Source organism: Vibrio eleionomae (assembly GCF_009874545.1).
Taxonomy (GTDB): Bacteria; Pseudomonadota; Gammaproteobacteria; order Enterobacterales; family Vibrionaceae; genus Vibrio; species Vibrio nitrifigilis.
Genome location: NZ_WEKT01000024.1, coordinates 24188 through 44435, shown reverse-complemented (window position 1 = coordinate 44435; position 20248 = coordinate 24188). Strand labels below are relative to the sequence as shown.

Sequence of the window (20248 nt, the reverse complement as noted above, 5' to 3'; positions counted from 1 at the left end):
TTTCGCTCTTAGGCAAGACACTGATATTAAATAGATTTTATATCCGGCATTATCGGTTTAATTTTCGACTACGTTCTTCACGCGGGGTAATTTGATAAAACGCTTTATAGGAAGAAGAAAAATGCGGTCCACTCGAAAAACCACAACTTAAACCGATTTGAACAATGGAGGTATTGGTAGTCAGCAACAGCTTTTTAGCTCGCTCAAGTCGCAGCCCTAAATAATGTTTGGCTGGCATCGTATTGAGATATTGTTTAAACAAACGTTCGAGTTGACGCCTCGAAATATGCACCAAATCCGCGATATCATCAGTCGAAAGTGGCTCTTCTATATTTTGCTCCATCAGCTCTAGCGCCATGGTTAATCGAGGCTGGTTAACACCACCGATTAAAGAACTGGGTAAGCGTTGTTTCTCTTCTTGAGATCGAATTCGATCGATACAGAGGTAATCACAGATATCTCTAATGATTTCAGTGGATTGATAGCGGGAAATCAGGCATAGCACGGCATCTAATGTGGCCAGTTTCCCGACACAAGTAATGCAATTAGGCCCATCATGAAAGAGCTGAGTGCTGATCGGCTGTTGTGGGAAACTCTGCTGAAAATCTTCACTATAATGCCAATGCACAGCCACTGGGCTATCCGACATGAGCCCGATGGCAGCAAGCCAGTAAACGCCACCGTCTAGCGCCAATACCTTAGCATTTGTGTATTTCAGTTGGTGTTTAATAAAGGTGAGATCGGGGCGGAATAACTCGGTATTTGGCGCATATTCAGCCAGCAAAATAATCCAATCGAAGCCTGATTCTCCCACAACACTTTCTAGGGTAACAGCCTCGTTTTGCTGATGATGAATCACCTCAAACTGGCATTGTTCATTAAGCCGATTAGAGTGTGCAAACGGCTCAATGATCATTCCTAATGCCAACGAAGAACATGGCCTCTGGGAATAAATAACTACCCTGTTTGTCTTTACTGCTACCATCCAATCGTACTTCTTTCCATGAGCACCCATTCAGCCTTGCTGAATATTATTTGCGGGTAAGCATGACGAACAGAGGCCATTTAATCAATGCTTTTATTTCAATTTAAAACGCTTAAAATTGTGCTTAAAATTCACTATATGTTCTTAACGTGAATAAAAAATCATATATCGATTGTCTTATATACCATCATTCCACTCTTCGGGATGAGTTAATAATGTCTTATTAGCAAAAGTTTCTGCCCGAACATCTTGCGGATTATAAATGGCACAACTCTCAAGTGATAAGCAGCCACAACCAATACAACCACCTAGATCATTTTTTAACGCTTCAAGTTGACGAATTCGATGATTGAGCATTGCTTGCCAATGCGTTGCCATCTGCTGCCATTGTTCTCGAGTCGGCGCTTTGTGTTTGGGTAACACCGCTAATGAATCACCAATTTCTTCAAGGTTTAATCCCACAGTTTGCGCTGCTTTAATGACCGCAACCCGACGTAAGACCTGCCGATCGTACCGACGTTGATTTCCTGCGTTTCGCCAACTGGAAATCAGACCTTTCTGCTCATAAAAATGCAAAGTGGAGACTTTGACCCCAGCACGCTTTGCAACCTCACCCACGGTCATTTCCATTACTATTTTCCCATCCTTATTATTTACCTTGCCAGAACACAGTAACCTCAAGTTTTGTTGAGGTATAGTATTAAGCCATTAAATTGCAGAATCAATATGAACTGAGTAACAGCACCTAGCTGGCTTTGTCGAGATTATGGTTATCCATTTGATTTAAAGATGAAAAATATTGTGCTGGAGGCTTCCCTACCGCCTTTTTAAACATGGTAATAAACGCGGTAACGGATTGATAACCCAGATAATCAGCGACACTTTGTACCGAGCTATCGTTTGAGAGTTGATGCATCGCAATAATAAGATGTAACTGCTGACGCCACCGTCCAAACGTCATTCCCGTTTCATGTTTAAATAATCGTGCTAGGGAACGTTCACTCATTGCCACTTTTGTGCCCCATTCAGCCAAAGTGCGCCTGTCCGCTGGATGATTAAACAAATGCTTGGCTATTTTTTGTAACCTCGGTTCATCAGGAGTAACGAGAGATAAATGTTCAATCGGCATTTGTGCAAGTTCTTCAAGCAATACTAATGCCTTACGCCCCAACGCGCTGTCAGGTGAATACTGGTGAGGCTGCATACTTAAATTCAAAATCAATTCACGAACCAAAGGCGCAATCGAAAGTGTGCACCCGGCCTTAGGCAATGACGACACCGAAGGATGGATAAACAGATAACACACTTGGGCATTGGCTGTGGTGTGAATGCTGTGCATGACGCCCGACGGGATCCAAACCGCACACTGAGGCGGAACGATTAACGTAGATTGAGGAAGTTGACACCGAACGCCGCCTTTTAACGCATACACGAGCTGTCCGTGCTGGTGTTGATGCAAGGGCATTTCACTTTTTTCATCTTCAATATCAACCCACATAGCAATCACAGGCGTATTGCATGATTGAGATTCAAGCTGTTCGACGATATCACAGAGCGTGTATTGATCAGATTTCATTTTGTCATAATTTAGCGATTTTTAGTCATATTATATAAATTCATCCTACGTAACAAATGATAAGGTGAACTCAATGATTAACTAAGAGAACCATTTCATGAACAACCATACGAATGACAAACGGACATTGTCATCCATCATGCTCTTTATTGGGATATTACTTGTTGCGTGTAATTTAAGAGCTCCGTTTACGGGCGTCGCCCCTGTGCTCGATACGATTCAATCCGTACTTTCCCTTTCATCGTATCAAACAGGGTTACTCACAACACTGCCGCTCCTCTGTTTTGCGGTCATTTCACCTTTTGTTGCCCAGCTAGAGAAACGATTTGGTTTAAACATCACGTTATTAACTGCGCTCGTGGCCATTATGATCGGTATTCTAGTGCGATCTTTAGGTTGGGTATCCAGTTTGTATATTGGCACCTTGCTAACCGGAGCGGGTATTGCGGTGGGTAACACGCTGTTGCCCAGTTTGGTCAAGCAAAACTATCCAGACAAAGTAGCAAACATGACAGGGTTATGCGGCTTGTGCATGGGCGTATCCGCGGGGCTAATTTCTGCCACAATTGTTCCTTTAGATATGCTCGGAGGATGGCAAATAGCGCTAGGTACAATGGTCATTTTGCCATTATTGGGCGCTGTCATCTGGAGTAAGCAGCTCAACGGTACCACTTACCAACCCAAACAGATTAAAACGCCAAGCTCTATGCGGTCGATTTGGTTAGCACCGCTCGCTTGGCAAATTACGCTATTTATGGGCATCAATTCACTGCTTTATTACATGCTAGTGGCATGGCTTCCCACTATTTTGACCGATGCAGGATTCTCAACCTTAGAGGCGGGTTCGGTCCACGGCATGATGCAACTGGCATCAGCACTACCCGGGTTATTTCTTGGCCCCATCGTAAGCCGAATGAAAAACCAAGTCACCATCGCCATTATAATGAGCGGCTTGTTAACGGTCGGACTGATGGGTCTATGGATTGCCCCTCTTGGCGCTATGTTATGGGTATCCTGTTTCGGCGTTGGTTCCGGTGGTGTCATCCTGTTAGCGTATATGTTTATCGGCTTTCGCACTGGCAGCACCACTCAAGCCACCTTACTGTCAGGGATGGCACAAGGAGTGGGTTATTTATTAGCCGCCTCTGGCCCAACATTAGTGGGAATACTGCACAACATTACGCACAATTGGACGGCTGTACTCCTCATTGCTACTGGATTATCTGTGGTCATGTTAATTTCAGGGGCACTGGCTGGGCGTTTAAGAAGTATTGAATTAAGTGACGTAGAAGCGGTTCAAGTTTAATGCTTTCCAATCTAAAAAGGAGCCAATCTCTATGGCTCCTTACCTATCGTAATCTTACGTTATTGATTTCAATGGTAGGGTGACAACTCTATCTTCACACCTATTCTTTGCCTAAGAGCACATAACACTCTTTGGTCATAAGATTAAAGAGCGATAGTTACAATCGCTCCAAAAACAGGTCACAGGCACGAAATAAAGCGTCGCGGTCAACGCCGTCACGAGATTGAATAGAGATGCCATTCACAAAGGTATCGATCATGACGACGAAACACTCAACATCATTAGAATCAAGGTGCCATTCACTCTGCTGAATACCACGTTCTATACACTCTTTTAGCGCTTGGCGAATATCATTGCGCACCGATAGCGCCAGTTGTTCTACCTCTTTATTGTCGTCACAACAGTTCAAACCCGACAATACCGCCATACATCCCGTCGGTGTTTGCGTTGAGGTTTGTAACGTAATGGTTTTGACCAGCATATTTTTTATCGCAACTTTAGCGGGCACACTGGTGTCAGTCAGTAGTGATAGCGTTTCGCCACAAGTATGGGTATACAGCTCTAAACACTCTTTATAGAGCTCGCGTTTAGAACCAAATGCAGAATAAAAACTCGCAGCAGAGAGATTGCCCAAGGTTTTACGTAATTCAGCTAACGACGTACTTTCAAAGCCTTTTTGCCAAAATAGATTCATTGCGCGTTTCACCGCAGCTTCGCGGTTAAATTCTCTAGGGCGTCCAGTACGAGCCATTACGATACCTCTTATTGAAAAACGTAGCGATTATGGCGTATCAGACATCATGGGGAAACCCATAATCCACATTTGTGTGTCCAACTCGCCAAGATTCTTCAATTCATCCCTGAATTTGAAGCACGATACGATTTTTTCTTTCGCTGTTAACATTCGCTCCCAGCATACTATCGCATCACTTCCCTAAGTCCAAATACCCAAATCTATTTAGCTATTCTGAATCAGAGCGGTTAATTGTGGTGCAGGGAGAAGTCCAGCAGAACGGTTGATTTCTTTACCATTTTTAAACACAACCACCGTTGGAATACTTCTCACACCTAAAGAGGCCGCGACAGAAGGAAATTGGTCAATATTGACTTCTGCCATTACCAGCGATTCATCCGCAATTTTGTCTGCCACTTCCTCATAGATTGGTGACATCATACGACATGGCATACACCACTCAGCCCAAAGACGCACTGCAAACGTGCCCTCTTTACTCAGATTCTCTTGATAAGTTTCATCATTTAACGTTAATACTTTTGAAGTCATTGACTGTCTCCCATTTACTTTTAGAACAGTCGATCCACAATAGAGATACAGTACTGCCTTAATGCATTAAGGAACCTTCACTATCATGGACCGAACACGATTAATTACAGGTAAATCACCTGCTATTTTTACTGTATTTTTCTACCAGTTGTTGTAGCTCATCAGCCATAACAATACCGCCTACTCGTTTCACCTCTTTACCATTTTTATAAATGATAATGGTCGGAATACTGCGGATTCGACATTGCTCAGCAAGCTCTGTATGGCGATCAACATTCACATCGTAAAATTCAGCTAAGCCATTGGTTCTTTTCTGGGCTTGCTGAAACACCTTTGTCATCATCCGACAAGGTGGACACCAACTTGCCCAAAAGCGAAACAGGGATACGCCTTGATTCTGCTTTACTACCTGATTAAAACGCTTGGTATTCGCGTCAAGTACTGGCATAGCTCTCTGTTACTCGGCAACTGTAATATTTGGTTCAGCTGTAACATTTACACCTGCTTTACGAGCCAAATTACCTACAGCACAAATAGAGTCAGCTGTTGCTGTGTAATCTGCTGCTTTTTTCTTATCAGAATCTGTTGCATCGCTTTTAAGAACAATATTTGCAATATGATGAATTGAAAATTCGTCATCACTTTCATGTGCATTTGTTTCAACCGATAGAGATTCTAAAGGCAATTTTTTATTATCTGAAATAGCCGATAGCGTAGATAGAAAACACGCAGCGGTTGATGCAACATACAGCTCTTTAGGGTTACTGTATTCACCTAAACCACCGTATACAGCAGGAATACTAATTTTAGTAGATAGGCCTTCGCTCTGAATAAGGCCTTCACCTTTCATTCCACCCGTCCAAGATAAGTTCAATTTGATATCCATTTTGTTCTCCTCATTATAAGTTTTGAAGCTAACTTCTCATTGATATTTACTACTTGTTTGTAGCAAGCTTTTTATTGTCTTTTGCTTCTAACACGCCACTGTAAGCGATGAGCAATACACTTAATGCAACCACGGCAGCAGCTGCAGGTGCAGTTGCAATTAAACCGTATTTAGCAACCACGAAACCTCCGACGGAAGCACCAACCGCGATACCTAGGTTAAATGCAGAAATATTCATACTTGATGACGCATCAACAGCATGAGGGAAATGCTTTTCTGCTTGTTGAACAACATAAAGTTGTAATACAGGCACACTGCCAAATGCCGCTGCGCCCCAAATCATGATCAATGGGATTACGTAAAATTTATTCGTCGCCACAAAACCAAACAGCAATAACGTGATAGCAAGAGCAACGAAAATAACGGCCGACGCTTTGAGAGGACCTTTATGATCCGCTAACTTAGCTGCATAAATATTGCCGACCACAACAGCCACCCCATAGAAAATCAAAATGGTGCCGATAGCTGATGCCGAAAATCCAGTAATTTGTCCCAATATTTCAGAAAGATAGGTGTACGCAATGAATGAACCACCGTAACCAACACCTGTGATCAAAAAGACCAAAATCATACGTGGGACACCGATGACAGATAGCTGCTTAAATACACTCGCAGGTTTCGGACGTTTTAAATTAGCAGGTAATACGAACCACAGCGCAACCATCGCGACAAAGCCAAGAATGCTAATGACTGCAAAAGCAGCGCGCCAATTCAACCAATCGGTAATGAACGCCCCCGCTGGCACACCAGAAACAATCGCGATGGTCATTCCAGAAAAGACAATGCCAATGGCTCGTCCTGATTTCTCTTTTGATACCAAATCAGCAGCAATCACCGTGGCAATGGAATAAAAGACGCCTTGTACGACCCCAGCTAATACCCGACCTAAAAGTAATAATGAATAGCTCGGTGCAAGAGTGGTGAGCAAATTGGCTAATCCAAATAAAAGCATTAACCCGACCGTTAATTTACGACGATCATATTTGCTAAAAAGGGCTGTCAAAATAGGGGCTGCAACCGCGACACCAAGGGCATAGTACGAAACGAGCTGTCCTGCCGTTGGAATATCAACATGCATGTCCATCGCGATAGCAGGCAAAATTCCTACCACCACAAACTCCGCCATACCAATACCGAAAGCCGCAGCTGCAAGTGCATATAAAGCAACTGGCATAATAAAAAACCTCAATTGTAGAACGATTGATCCACAATTTAAGATCGATCGTTCCATAAGTCAAATAAATTATGGAACGATCATTCTTTAATTATTTATTTCGCCATAGCTTAGCTTTGTGTTCAATTTAGTGAGTTTCTCCACTAGTTATCTACGGATTAATTGCGCTATAACAACTAAAAGAAAGGCAATGCTGACATGATCGTTGTCTACTGTGATGGTTATTACTGCCTTGAGGCACTCGATGCAGTTAACCTGCTCATCGGGCGTGGTTTTAAAGTTAAAATGTATAAAAATGGCTTAGACGAGTGGCGTTCTGCTGGGTTTGATGTTGAATATTGAATCACCCACCGATTGACAGGTAGCAGCTTAAACGACGCTGCTACTTATATTTATACTTGTGCGATAACTTACTGCTCAGCTTCAATCCAACTCATCATACCGGTATATTCAACACAATCTTTGACAGCACTGCTCGCGTCTTCAATAAAAATTTGCTGACTTTTCGATGTGGGATAAGAGAGGTATTGTGAGCATTCGGCACTTTGTCCACCTCCTAATACGATTTTTGTGCCCGGTTTTAACGTGCAGCGGACCAATTTATCGAGTGGTGACCACTGATAGCAGATCTCATAGTTTTCCCGATATTTAGCAATTGACCCAGACGGTTGGCTAAACGCCCACCAGCTACCCAATTTACTATTGGGGTTGGTACTATTCCACGCGCGATAGATCACCACTTTCGTTTTAGGTTTTGCCTGATAAACTGCGCCATTGCAGAGCTTTCCTTTACCTGGTTCGCCAAGGGATTGATTCAATAATTTACTGTCGTTCACCGCATAAAATTGATTCGCAAGCTTTTCGGGAAGTTGAGTGTGCCCAAGGCATTGAGCGAGAGGCGTGACAGTGGTGTCACTAGTGGCATTGTTCTCTGATTGCTGCCACGCTGAGCATCCAGATAAAGCGACTGGAATACAAAATAACAAAATCCGTTTCATTTTTAACTTCCTCTAATACATTCATTTCTAACAAGTATAATAGAAAGTTAAGCGTATGATTGCTTATCGTCGAAAGAGGCTAATCACTCCTTTCATGATTGGGCTGACCTGGGCTCTTTTAGAGCGCTCTGAATTCGGCATTCTGAAGTGATTTGGGTATATCAAACGAATAATGCCTCAGTGTGGTGACATCTGAGGCATGAAACTAGAGAGGCTTGACCCATTGAGATCACCATTCTGGCGCTGGGTAATTGTCTGGAAAATATTCGACCTGTTTAACAATCAAATCATATTCAACAGTATGAAAAGTAATGACTCGATCATTAACCACACTATCGGTAATGGAAACATCGGTCACGACCGTATTGTTTTCGGCGACGATGGAGTGAATAACAAATTGCCACCGCCCATTTGCTGGATATTGGGAGTTAATCGCTACGAAATTATCGCGCCCTTCAATTAACTCAGATGATTGCACCCAGTGGCCTTGAAATTCAGGGGCTAGCCATTCACTTGCTTGAGTGAAATCATTCGAATTCATCGCTTTCCAATAGGCGATAACAACGTCTTTTGGTGTCATAATTTACTCCATTAACTTATTGAAATAAAAGTATAACTAAAAAGAGCAAGTCTATCGAATTGTTAACCTATACTCCGAGAATAATCTCTGGCTTGATTAAATAACGTTTCTGAGATGGTCACACCGGTATAGAGCTTAAATTGCTCGACCGCTTGAATGGCAAAGACTTCACTACCAGAAATCACCGTTTTATTCAGAGACGTAGCGTATGCCATTGCGGGTGTGACTAACGGTTTCGAGACCACATCGAACATGACACTCGCAGCTTGAATATCTTGTTCAGAGAAACACAGCTGCCCTTCGGTATCGCCACCTTGCATACCAAGTGGCGTCGCATTAATCAGTAACTGTGCATCAATACCAGCCATCTCCTTTTTCCAAGTAAAACCCGTACTTTCTGCTAATGCCGCACCACTTTCTTGATTACGAGAAATGATATATCCCTTGGTAAAACCCAATTTAGAGAGGCCATATACGACTGCTTTCGCCATACCACCACTTCCCTTTACCGCAAAGGTCATCGTGTTTGGCACTTGGTATTGTTCAAGGAGTTTAACGATCGCAATATAATCGGTGTTATACGCTTTAAGGTAGCCGTTTGTGTTAACGACAGTATTGACTGACATAATGGCCTGCGCCGATTCATCTAATTCATCAACACAGGCAATAACCCTTTCTTTAAAAGGCATCGAGACTGAACAACCGCGAATGTTTAACGCCCGAACGCCAGTAATCACATCTTCAATACTTTTACTCGAAAACGCTTTGTAGACGAAATTCAGATCCAATTTTTGATACAGATAATTGTGAAAGCGCATCCCATAATTGGTCGGACGAGCCGCAACTGAGATACATAACGTTGAGTCTTTATCTATTGCCACTTCCATTCGCTATACTCCTTTAAAGGGTTTAAACAATTAGAGAATCAATAAGATACCTTAAAGTGTTGGGCAATTACTTGAAGTGACATCATAAAGATGACGCCACTACGTTTAATTCGAATAAAACTAAATCACTATCTGACTGTTAGTAAGTTGAATTAAGCCACCGACAGACGCCTTAACATCCGTAACTCGTATAATTTTGGGCTTTGTCAATAACGTTTGGTAACGCTTATCGCTGGTTAAATATTGTCGAATATACTGCTCTAAATAGTGAAACAAGACCGCGGTATCACCGCTCATGAAAATAGTGCTGATATCAAATGTCACCATCAACTGGGCAAGAATATCGCCAACCGCTTGACTGACCTTTTCAATCGAACGATGGGCTGCCACATCGCCACTGGACAATAACTGTTTGATAGATTGCATTTTTTCACTCACATCGTTACCTGAAATTGATAGGCCTCTTAGCGATTCAATTTCATCTATAATCGCATCACTGGTAACGTAGGCTTCAGTACACCCTTTTGCTCCACAGTAGCATTTCTTTCCGTTAGGTTCGTAATTAACATGCCCTATCCCGAGTGTAGAACCTAAACGCCCCGTCACTAACTGACCATCTAAACAGAGACCGAGTCCCAAGCCAAGGCCGAGACACAGCGAAATAAAGCTCTCTTTTTCCGGATACATCTGCTGCAACTGAAAAGCGCAGCAGTAGTCAACGTTAAAGATCTTGGTGGTAACACCTAAGCATTCACCAATAATTTCCGCCAACTTCACGTTGGTATCTTGGAAAAACTGGCTATGAACCACAATGCCATCTTGCTGTGACACTTTGCCAAAAGTCGCAATCGAAATCAGTTCTAGTTGATCTAACGTTAATGAGTGTTGAGCACATAATACGTTCGCTTCTTGCTTCACAATATTAAGCAGCACATCCGTTGAGTAAGCGACATGAATATCATGATTGGCAGGATCCACCGGCCAATCTACTTCATTAGCAGCATGGATCTTTCCGGTAAAATCAATCAGATAAGAACTCACGCCCTGTTTTGTCAAATAGAAACAGAGGCTAAACTTAATATTAGGCACCAACTGCAATAAGGTTTCTGGTCGGCCACGACCTTGCTCGCTCGACTGTTTTACAGCAACTTGCGCCTCTTCAATAATACCTTCGTCAAACAATGCTTTTGTGACTTTTGTTAGAGCAGATTTACCTAATCCGGTCGCACGAGCGAGCTCAACTCGAGAATAAGCTTCTTTCCTGAGGAGCGCGACGACGCGGTTCTTACCGTTTAATTTTTTCATTATTGAAACTTTACAACATCAAATACAACATTACATTAACATTTATTTTTACAATTAGCACAAAGTTAATGATCAAAATCACATGACTGCTTGCTTTTTATTCGACATCTATATTCTTCGTAATTTTATTACTAAAATATTCACACATAATCGCTCTCACTCACGGGTATCACTAGTGGCACATCATTCACCCCACTGACCGCAACCGTGTGGCGAACAACAATGACATACTTTTAATGACAAATAGATGATCCAAAAGCCGAACACACAGGCTTTAATGACGCCCATATTGATTTTTATAAAATCAAAAATCAATTTATTTTTACAAATAACAGCTTTTTGGGACAAATAGTCGCGCTGAAATTGAACTAAAAAAGGCGCTCACTGAGCACCTTTTACTTGAATATTAAGGGTTAAAGTACCAATGTTTTTGTCATCCCTTTGCCGTAATGCCCTGACATATTACAATCAAATTCAACGGTTGTTGTTCCATGAAAATGCCACAACATTCGCTGTGCTTGTCCAGGTTTAACCACTACCGAGCTGCCGTCTGTTTTATGATGATTTGGCATGCTGCTGAGCATCGCTCGATAATCGGCTTGCTCTTTTGGCGAACCAATAGAGAATTCATGTGATTGCTTGCCTTTATTCATAATCACAAACTGCACGATGTCGCCTGGTTTTATCGGTGTCGAGCTTTTAAATTGAATGGTCATGTCATCAGATAACACCACCGGAATGACTTTATCAGGTTGAGCGCCATTAGCTGGCATACCAACCGCAGAGACGCTTGGCATACTCATGGCGTTATGCTCCATACCCATTTCAGAGCTCATATGATCGTGACTGTTCATCTCTGCAATAGCTGGTGTGCTGATCGCACCCAAGATTACTAAAGACATGATAGATTTATTCATTTGTTACACCCTCAGTTTGTTGTCGACGTTTGCTTGGTAATTTCGCGTGATTTCCATAGTTTGAAAATTGCCGGGATAACTAACAAAGTCAGTATCACCGCCGATCCCATGCCACCAATCATGGGGGCAGCGATCCGCTGCATCACACTCGCTCCTGTACCCGATCCATACATAATGGGCACTAAACCAATAATGATGGTGGATACTGTCATCATGACCGGGCGTACACGTAGCCCTGCCCCTTCTTGAATTGAACGTATTAAATCGTCATTGGTTAACATTCTCTGTTGCTCTAATGCATCGAGTTTGCAGCGATGCCACGCCTGGTTAAGATAAACCAACATGATGACCCCAATTTCAACAGCAACCCCTGCTAACGCAATAAAGCCGACCCCCACTGCCACCGAGAAGTTGTAGTTAAGTAAATGCATTAACCACACACCGCCTACCATTGCTAAGGGCAGTGTCGCCATAATAACCAACACTTCCCCGACGCGTTTAAAAGCGAAGTACAATAGCAACATAATGATGCCAATAGTGATAGGAACAACGATACTTAACCGCTGCTTCGCCCTTTCCAAATATTCATACTGCCCCGTCCAAGAAATAGAGTAGCCTGTTGGTAATACAAGATTTTTAGCAACCGTTTGTTTGGCTTCATTCACATACGATCCTAAATCACGCCCCGCGATATCGACGTAAACCCAGCCATTGGGTCGAGCATTCTCTGTTTTGATCATTGGCGGTCCATCTTCATAACGAATGGCAGCCACATCAGCTAAAGGAATACGCGCCCCCGTCGGCGTAACAATAGGTAAGTCTTTCAGCTTTTCAACCGAATCACGATACTCTTGCGGATAACGGACATTAATAGGAAAACGTTCTAACCCCTCTACTGTTTCTGACACATTCGTGCCACCAATCGCAGTGGCGATCACCTGCTGAATATCTGCGATATTCAGACCATAACGAGCGGCCACCTTACGATGGATATCGACCGTAATATAGCGGCCACCAGCAACACGTTCAGCATAAACAGACGTCGTCCCTTGAATGCTATTTAAGATAGGTTCCAGCTTAGCGCCAATATCTTGGATGACTTTCAGATCAGAGCCAGCAATCTTAATACCAATTGGAGTTTTGACACCTGTAGCTAACATATCAATCCGAGTTTGAATCGGCATCACCCAAGCATTCGTCACGCCAGGGAATTGAATCAACTGATTGAATTCTTTACGCAAAGACTCACTGGTGACTCCCTTACGCCATTCAGATTTAGGTTTAAGCTGAATCGTCGTTTCCACCATGGTTAAAGGCGCTGGATCAGTCGCCGTTTCCGCTCGGCCCACTTTGCCCCACACCGTTTTAACTTCTGGCACAGTTTTAATGAGCTTGTTCGTTTGTTGCAGTAACTCGCGTGCCTTACCGACCGAAATACCTGGATAGGTCGTTGGCATATACATGATATCGCCCTCATCCAACGGCGGAATAAACTCACTACCCAGTTGTGTCGCTGGATAAATCGCAGAGATCATTAACGCGATGGTCAGCATAATCATGGTTTTCGGGTGAGAAATACTCACTTGAAGCAGTGGACGATAACCAGCAATCAAGCCCTTGTTGATGGGATTGTTATGTTCTGAACGAATTTTTCCTCGTACAAAATAGCCCATCAAAACAGGCACTAAAGTAATCGCCAGCCCAGCCGCGACAGCCATAGAATAGGTTTTTGTAAACGCCAGAGGCGAAAACATTTTCCCTTCTTGTCCTTGCAAGGAAAACACTGGCACAAAGCTTAACGTGATAATAAGCAGTGAGAAAAATAGAGGGGCCCCCACTTCTTCTGCTGCATCCGCGATCACTTGCCAGCGATTTTCCTTCGTCAGTGGGGTCCGCTCGATGTGCTTATGCACGTTTTCAATCATCACTATCGCGCCATCGACCATGGCTCCAATCGCTATAGCAATTCCCCCTAGCGACATGATATTGGCATTAATTCCCTGCCAATGCATGATGACAAATGCCCCTAAAATGCCCACGGGCAAACTGATAGCAATCACCAGAGAAGAGCGAATATGAAATAAAAATAGAGCGCACACGATCGCCACGACTATAAATTCTTCAGCTAACTTATGCCAAAGGTTCTCTACCGCATGGTTGATGAGTGTGGAGCGATCATAGGTAGGTACAATTTCCACGCCAGGCGGTAAGCTACGTTGTAACGTTTTCAGTTTTTGCTTAACTCGCTCAATCACCGCACTAGCATTTTCACCGTAACGCATCACAACAATGCCGCCGACAACTTCGCCTTCACCATTAAGTTCTGATACCCCACGGCGCATTTGTGGACCAATGTTAATATCCGCCACATCCCCCAACAGTACGGGCGTACCCGATGATGTCATTTTTAATGGAATGGAACGTATATCTTCAACATTGGATAGATACCCATTGGTGCGCACCATATGCTCGGCTTCGGCCACTTCAACGACTGACGCACCGGTTTCCTGATTGCCCCGTTTTATGGCTTGATTCACTTGTTGCAGCGTTAAGTTGTACGCGCGCAGCTTGGCCGGATCAATTTGCACCTGATATTGCTTAACCATGCCGCCAACAGTCGCGATTTCCGATACGCCATCCACGGTTTGCAATTCATATTTTAAAAACCAATCTTGAATAGCACGTAGATCGGCTAAATCATGTTTACCGGTTTTATCTTGTAATGCATAGGTGTAAATCCAACCCACTCCTGTTGCATCAGGCCCGAGTGTTGGCTTTGCTTGCGCAGGTAATTTGGAGGTCACTTGACTTAAATATTCCAATACCCGTGAGCGAGCCCAATACATATCCGTCTTGTCATTAAAGATGATGTAAACATAAGAGTCGCCGAAGAACGAGTAGCCCCGCACCGTTTCCGCCCCTGGAACTGCCAGCATTGCGGTTGTTAACGGATAGGTCACTTGATCTTCTACCACTTGTGGCGCCTGACCGGGGTAACTGGTTTTGATAATAACTTGGACATCAGATAGATCCGGCAAAGCATCAATGGGAGTTTGCTTTACGCTGTATAAGCCCCCGGCGATTAAGACCAGTGTTGCCAAAATAACCATCAGCCGATTTCTGACCGACCAGTGAATAATTCGACCAATCATTATTTATCCTCCCGGTGCTGAGAGTGAGAGGCGGCAATATCGCTCAACTGGTAATCCGACCCTTGTTTTATCAACGTTACCGTTACCTGTTGTCCTTCTTTGAATGCACTCAAATCAATTGCGTCACTGACCGTGAAATTCATCTCTCCGGTTTTCCAACCAAGAGATTGCACCGCAGGATGTTGAATGGTTAACATATGAAAATCAGCCATCACCATGTTGATCGTCGCATCGAGCGTTACTGGTTTTGCCACTTCCATTGACCCTAATTGATACTGGGTAATTTCATATTGTCCTGTTGCGGTTTTATGTAACTGAAAATCAATGGATTGCCCGACAGAAGCCGCCTGCCAATCAACGTCCTGCGCCAAGGTGAAATTCATGTCCATACTTGGCCAATTCCATTGCGCTACAGGCTGGTGATGAATGGTTAACATACGATGGGCCTGCATCACTTTAGTAATATTACCTTTAGCCCAAACCGTTGTTGCCACTGGCTTATTTTCAGGAGAATTAATACGACTTAAATCAGCCGATAAGCTCGATTCAGAATCAATCAGGAATTGTGCCGAAGTAACGATACGCTCACCGGCGCTCAAACCACTCACGACTTCTATTTTTCCCGCGGCTTCACGGCCAATTTTTATGCGCGCAGAACGAAATTTGCCCTCACCTTGGGCAAGTACCACACGCGTCATATCGTTGGTGCGTATTACGGCTTGAGAAGGAATCAACAAATGTTCGGCGGTTGTTTGCGGTTCTAATGACACATTAGCAAACATATTGGGTTTTAACGTTTTATCACGATTATCAAAAACCAAACGGACGCGTAATGTGCGAGTTTGACTATCAATAATCGGATAGATGTAATCCACTTTACCAACCCAAGTTTTTCCCGGTTGAGATGCCAGAGTCATCACAGCAGGTGTGCCCTGTTTAATCCAATGCAACTGCCGTTCAAAGATCTCAGTGTTTACCCATACTTTATCGATGGAACCTGCGCTTAACGCAGTGGCAGCAGGTGTTAAGTAACTCCCGTTACGTATATTTAGCGAAGCAATAATGCCGTCATCAGGCGCATAAATGTTAATAACGCGCTGCGATTTTCCTTGCTTAACCAGTTGTTCTATCTGCTGGCGCTCTAGCCCTAAAGCGAGTAATCGTTCACGCGCTCCGTTGATCAGATTGGGCCGGTTAACTCGATAAGCGTTAAACAATTCATCTTGCGCATTCACCAATTCAGGAGAATACAAAGAAAATAAAACATCGCCTTTTTTGACCTGTTCACCGATAGCATGCACATGAGTATTCTCGACCCAGCCGCTCACTCGCAGGTTCAGTTGCCATACTTGGCTATCATCAAACCCTACATACCCAACAGTATGTATTTTGGGCGTTAACACGCCTTTGCTAACCAGCGCTGTTTTTACACCCAAGTTATTAACCACCGCAGGATCGATTTTGACCGTGCCGGGTTTATCTTGGAGCGATTGTTCATCGGCATAGACGGGGATTAAATCCATCCCCATTGGTGATTTCCCTGGCTTGTCGCGTTTATATTTTGGATCCATCGGTGCAACCCAATACAAAGGTTGTTTGTTGCCAGCTTGCTTGACTGTCGCTCCATCACTATCCGATAAATACGCATGAGTGGCATAACCAAACCCGCCACCAATCGCAAGAGCCAACACTGACATTATGATCTTATTCATTGTTTTACCTCAAAAATTAAAACTGATAGTGATTGATGTGATCGCCCAATGCAGCAGGCGAAAACCCATCAAACCAATACGCTAAATTTGCTTTCGTCTGGTTCTGTTCGGTGAGAAGCTTTTGGTAATTCAGTTCTAGCGACAGATGGTCAAGATTGGCAGAGACCAGATCTTTAAATGAGGCCGTACTGGAATCATAAGCTCTCGTCACCGCAGCCAGGTGCGAATGCGATTGAGGTATGAATTGATCTCGATAGCGAGTAATGCGTTGATCTAACCCTTGTAGAGTCGTCAGTTGTTGGTTCACCTGAGCATTAATTTGCTGCAAGAGTAAATCCCGTTCTAGTTTTGCAGAGCCCAATTTATATTTGGCTGCATTCACAGCACGATCTTGTTTGTTATCGGTAAAAATCGGGACATCGAAGGTCACAAATGCACTTGCCACATCGGGAGCATTACTACCATCCATTAACTTCCCATCACGATGCCCATAAGAGACTTCCACACCAAACTGAGGTTTGTAGCGCTGCTGTTGCAATGACACATCCGTCTCTTGCACAGCAATCGCCTTTTCAGCCTGTTTGATTAATGGATGCTGCATAAACAACGCGTGATTATCTCCGGGTTTTACATGCTCAAATACCGGTTGTAACCGCGGCCATTGCACCACATTGGAGGCGAGAGAAGGATCGTTAGATGACATCCACTCAGCACCAAACCATTCGGAAAGCTGACTGACTACTTGGGCTCTTAGCTGCTTATTGGCATCAATACTTTCTTGAGTTTGCGTGACTTGCAGTTCAACAGAAAGCACATCTTGCGCCGCCTTTTTGCCTAACGAATAATTGGTTTCATTATTTTTTACCAATTGCTGTTGGAAAGACAAACGCTGATTTAAGTTATCGAGTGCAATATTGAGATAGCCCAATTGCAGCCAAAGACGACAAACATTACGAGCAATATCTAACGAACGTAATTGAGCACTTAATTCACTCGCATCGGCTTGTTGATTGGCCTTTTGTTTCATTAAATTTAGCGTATCGCCACGTGAGAATTGTTGACCAATTCCAACCACAACACTGGTCATTGATTCATCATCCAATGCCCATGAGTCAATCGGCACATTTGAAGCACCAAATTTAATTTTTGGATCAGGTAACGTGGCATCAGCAATACCTTGCTCTCGCATAGATTGCGACTGATGCTCAATGCTTGCACGTTTAAAATCACTGCTTACCGCTTGATTAATCAAACGATTTAACTGTTCGGTTGATTGATAGATTGCCTGCTGTTTGGACGCAGCAGTACTCTCTGCAGCCATACTGTAAGCGACAGGCATCGCGAACAGTACACCTAATACGATAGGTGTCCATCGACGGAATTTTCTCATTGTATAAATCCATAACATATTGCGTCTTAAGTAGGCTTAAGACAAAAAAGACAAGTAATATGAGATGGTTAAACTATTGGAGGTCGATATAATGAAGAGGGGTAGCCTTGCTGCGCTTTATGCACAGTTAAACTAGCAACATGGGTGGTTAAACGTTCTATGACTGAAAAAGTATGGACAAATAACGCGCCAACAACGTGTCCGCAAGAGCTGGAACCACACTGTTGTGACATGGAGTGATCACAATGATCACTCATTGCTTTATGTTGCTCCGCACATTGATTCGCACAAGCGTCATGATGAGATGCCGTTGCCATTTTCATACGAGGAGAATGCATCGCAGAAGCAGGCTTGCTCATTAATATTGTATTGTGGGAAGAAAATGCCATCGCCGAATGCGTCGCTGTATCATACGTGCCTAACACGGCCGCAATACTCTGCCCACCCGTTGCAAGCGCGAACAGTGTACAAAGAATAACGACGATACGGTGACTCAGCGTAAATGACAATTCAGTAAATCCCTAGAAATATTGCATTTATTCTTGTTGATAAATTCGATTCTTGTCAACAAGGAAATGCTAAATAATTATAAATTACTTCTCTATTTACTGTTGTTAACCTCAATTTTTACATAGACGGTTCAAGGTCGTTACATCGCTAACAAAAATGCTGCACTGACAATCCCGTGGCTATTGTAAATATCGCTAAAGTCTTTAGGATCCCCTATCAAATCACATCGATAAACACTGGATAAAGCCCATGAACACCGTCCCTATTATTATCCTAAATGGCTTTCTTGGTTCAGGTAAAACCACCTTGCTCAGAAACCTACTGGTTCAATCACATGAACAAAACCGCGCAGTCAGCGTGATTGTTAACGACATGAGTGAATTAGATGTTGATGGTGTACTCGTCGCCAACACGGATATAGTAGGCAAAGAACAGCATAACTTTGTGACTGTCGCAGCAGATAGTTTAAGTAGCCCGACGGGGATCAAAAAGCTCGATCAAGCCATCACCGATCTGCTAGCTAATAAAACCCCAGACTTGATTGTGATAGAAACCTCGGGCAGTAGCCATCCACTGCCTTTAGTGAAGTATCTGCGTACCCAAACCCAACGGGTTGCGCTGAAAGGTGTGTTAACGCTAGCGGATAGCTTGATGCTCGACCAAGATTATCAGTCTGGTTCTTTACTGATCCCGCGACTGCAGCACAATTTGCAAGCGGGAGTACGCAACACGGTCAACTTGCTGGCAGAACAAATTATGTTCTGTAGCCACCTATTGCTGACCAAAACCGACCGCATCAACAATGACAAGTTGTCACAAATTGCACAGTCGATTCACCCTTTAAATCCGTACGTTGCAATTCTGTCCATGCAATGGGGGAATTTTGCTTTAGAAGAACTATTTTCACTGCCGGATTACGACTTTCATCGTGTGGAACAGTTGATTACCGAACTGGAACCAGAAATTGCGACAGAGCCAGAAAGTGCTCGACCATACAATATGGAAACTCGGGTAATTGAAGATGACCGCCCTTTCCATCCGCAGCGATTATGGGAAACTTGTCAGCAGTTTCTAGGCCAAGAAATTTACCGCAGTAAAGGCTTCTTTTGGTTACCGACTCGCGATGATTTAGCCCTACTGTGGAACCAAGCGGCAGGCAGTATCAGCTTAGAATTTATTAGCTATTGGCGAGCTGGGATTGTTGAAGATCCGAATAATGGTTTAACTGAAAATGAGGTGGCATTATTGCGCGAGAAAGTTGCTCAGGAATCAGGCCGATTCGGTGACCGCCGTTGCCGATTAACCGTGATTGGTGATCGCTCTCAAGTCGATGATTTTACTCAAGCGTTAAAACGCTGTTTTCTTACAGAAGATGAAATCACCGACTGGCAAGCGGGCGCTCAATTTCCTGACCCTTGGCCAAAAACCGTTACCAAGCGCAAGGGTTAACGCATTATTAAGCCCTGCACCAAAAACACAACACCGAGCACTATTGCTCGGTGTTGTCTATTCAAACGACCTTATTTAT

20 protein-coding genes are annotated in these 20248 nt (G+C 43.5%); 3 read left to right on the top strand and 17 right to left on the bottom strand.

Annotated elements, in window-relative coordinates:
* Positions 1–49: 49 nt before the first annotated feature.
* From F9817_RS13405 to F9817_RS13395, 3 genes are all read right to left on the bottom strand, one after another.
* Positions 50–916: a GlxA family transcriptional regulator gene (locus F9817_RS13405; RefSeq protein ID WP_161156346.1), complete on the bottom strand. Its 867-nt coding sequence runs from the start codon at positions 914–916 to the stop codon at positions 50–52.
* A 246-nt stretch (positions 917–1162) separates the two neighbouring features.
* Positions 1163–1615: a redox-sensitive transcriptional activator SoxR gene (gene soxR, locus F9817_RS13400; protein ID WP_161156344.1), complete on the bottom strand. Its 453-nt coding sequence runs from the start codon at positions 1613–1615 to the stop codon at positions 1163–1165.
* Positions 1616–1730: 115 nt separating this feature from the next.
* Positions 1731–2561 (bottom strand): AraC family transcriptional regulator, encoded by an 831-nt coding sequence (locus F9817_RS13395; RefSeq protein WP_161156342.1) that lies wholly within the window; start codon positions 2559–2561, stop codon positions 1731–1733.
* A gap of 97 nt (positions 2562–2658) precedes the next feature.
* Here F9817_RS13395 and F9817_RS13390 point away from each other — a divergent pair, with 97 nt between their 5' ends.
* The gene (locus tag F9817_RS13390) at positions 2659–3867 is read left to right on the top strand and encodes an MFS transporter (RefSeq protein WP_202436459.1); all 1209 of its coding nucleotides are present in this window, start codon (positions 2659–2661) and stop codon (positions 3865–3867) included.
* 157 nt (positions 3868–4024) lie between these two features.
* On the opposite strand, the gene F9817_RS13385 is transcribed toward F9817_RS13390, so the two are convergent.
* The 5 genes from F9817_RS13385 to F9817_RS13365 form a co-directional block, all read right to left on the bottom strand.
* Entirely contained in the window at positions 4025–4618 is a 594-nt protein-coding gene (locus F9817_RS13385; protein ID WP_161156340.1) for a TetR/AcrR family transcriptional regulator, read from the bottom strand.
* Positions 4619–4825: 207 nt separating this feature from the next.
* The gene (locus F9817_RS13380) at positions 4826–5149 is read right to left on the bottom strand and encodes a thioredoxin family protein (protein WP_161156338.1); all 324 of its coding nucleotides are present in this window, start codon (positions 5147–5149) and stop codon (positions 4826–4828) included.
* 115 nt (positions 5150–5264) lie between these two features.
* On the bottom strand, positions 5265–5597 hold the full coding sequence (locus F9817_RS13375; protein WP_161156336.1) for a thioredoxin family protein: 333 nt from the start codon (positions 5595–5597) through the stop codon (positions 5265–5267).
* 9 nt (positions 5598–5606) lie between these two features.
* Positions 5607–6035, bottom strand: coding sequence for an OsmC family protein (locus F9817_RS13370; protein ID WP_161156334.1), 429 nt, complete (start codon positions 6033–6035; stop codon positions 5607–5609).
* A gap of 49 nt (positions 6036–6084) precedes the next feature.
* On the bottom strand, positions 6085–7269 hold the full coding sequence (locus tag F9817_RS13365; protein ID WP_161156332.1) for an MFS transporter: 1185 nt from the start codon (positions 7267–7269) through the stop codon (positions 6085–6087).
* A 198-nt stretch (positions 7270–7467) separates the two neighbouring features.
* Between F9817_RS13365 and F9817_RS13360 the strand changes: the two genes are divergently transcribed.
* Entirely contained in the window at positions 7468–7611 is a 144-nt protein-coding gene (locus F9817_RS13360) for a rhodanese-like domain-containing protein (protein ID WP_161156330.1), read from the top strand.
* Between the two features lie 68 nt (positions 7612–7679).
* Here F9817_RS13360 and F9817_RS13355 read toward each other — a convergent pair whose 3' ends face one another.
* The 9 genes from F9817_RS13355 to F9817_RS13315 form a co-directional block, all read right to left on the bottom strand.
* Positions 7680–8267, bottom strand: coding sequence for a hypothetical protein (locus F9817_RS13355; protein ID WP_161156328.1), 588 nt, complete (start codon positions 8265–8267; stop codon positions 7680–7682).
* 229 nt (positions 8268–8496) lie between these two features.
* The gene (locus F9817_RS13350) at positions 8497–8847 is read right to left on the bottom strand and encodes a nuclear transport factor 2 family protein (protein ID WP_161156326.1); all 351 of its coding nucleotides are present in this window, start codon (positions 8845–8847) and stop codon (positions 8497–8499) included.
* Between the two features lie 62 nt (positions 8848–8909).
* Positions 8910–9734, bottom strand: coding sequence for a shikimate 5-dehydrogenase (locus tag F9817_RS13345; protein ID WP_161156324.1), 825 nt, complete (start codon positions 9732–9734; stop codon positions 8910–8912).
* Positions 9735–9854: 120 nt separating this feature from the next.
* Entirely contained in the window at positions 9855–11039 is a 1185-nt protein-coding gene (locus tag F9817_RS13340) for an ROK family transcriptional regulator (RefSeq protein WP_161156322.1), read from the bottom strand.
* 413 nt (positions 11040–11452) lie between these two features.
* Positions 11453–11956, bottom strand: coding sequence for a copper-resistant cuproprotein CopI (gene copI, locus F9817_RS13335; RefSeq protein ID WP_161156321.1), 504 nt, complete (start codon positions 11954–11956; stop codon positions 11453–11455).
* An 11-nt stretch (positions 11957–11967) separates the two neighbouring features.
* Positions 11968–15108: an efflux RND transporter permease subunit gene (locus F9817_RS13330; protein WP_161156319.1), complete on the bottom strand. Its 3141-nt coding sequence runs from the start codon at positions 15106–15108 to the stop codon at positions 11968–11970.
* The gene (locus F9817_RS13325; protein ID WP_161156317.1) at positions 15108–16820 is read right to left on the bottom strand and encodes an efflux RND transporter periplasmic adaptor subunit; all 1713 of its coding nucleotides are present in this window, start codon (positions 16818–16820) and stop codon (positions 15108–15110) included. Before F9817_RS13325 ends, F9817_RS13330 begins: the two co-directional genes overlap by 1 nt.
* A 16-nt stretch (positions 16821–16836) precedes the next feature.
* On the bottom strand, positions 16837–18210 hold the full coding sequence (locus tag F9817_RS13320; protein WP_161156315.1) for a TolC family protein: 1374 nt from the start codon (positions 18208–18210) through the stop codon (positions 16837–16839).
* A gap of 68 nt (positions 18211–18278) precedes the next feature.
* On the bottom strand, positions 18279–18719 hold the full coding sequence (locus tag F9817_RS13315; RefSeq protein WP_161156313.1) for a hypothetical protein: 441 nt from the start codon (positions 18717–18719) through the stop codon (positions 18279–18281).
* Between the two features lie 250 nt (positions 18720–18969).
* Here F9817_RS13315 and F9817_RS13310 point away from each other — a divergent pair, with 250 nt between their 5' ends.
* On the top strand, positions 18970–20169 hold the full coding sequence (locus F9817_RS13310) for a CobW family GTP-binding protein (protein WP_161156311.1): 1200 nt from the start codon (positions 18970–18972) through the stop codon (positions 20167–20169).
* Positions 20170–20248 lie beyond the last annotated feature (79 nt).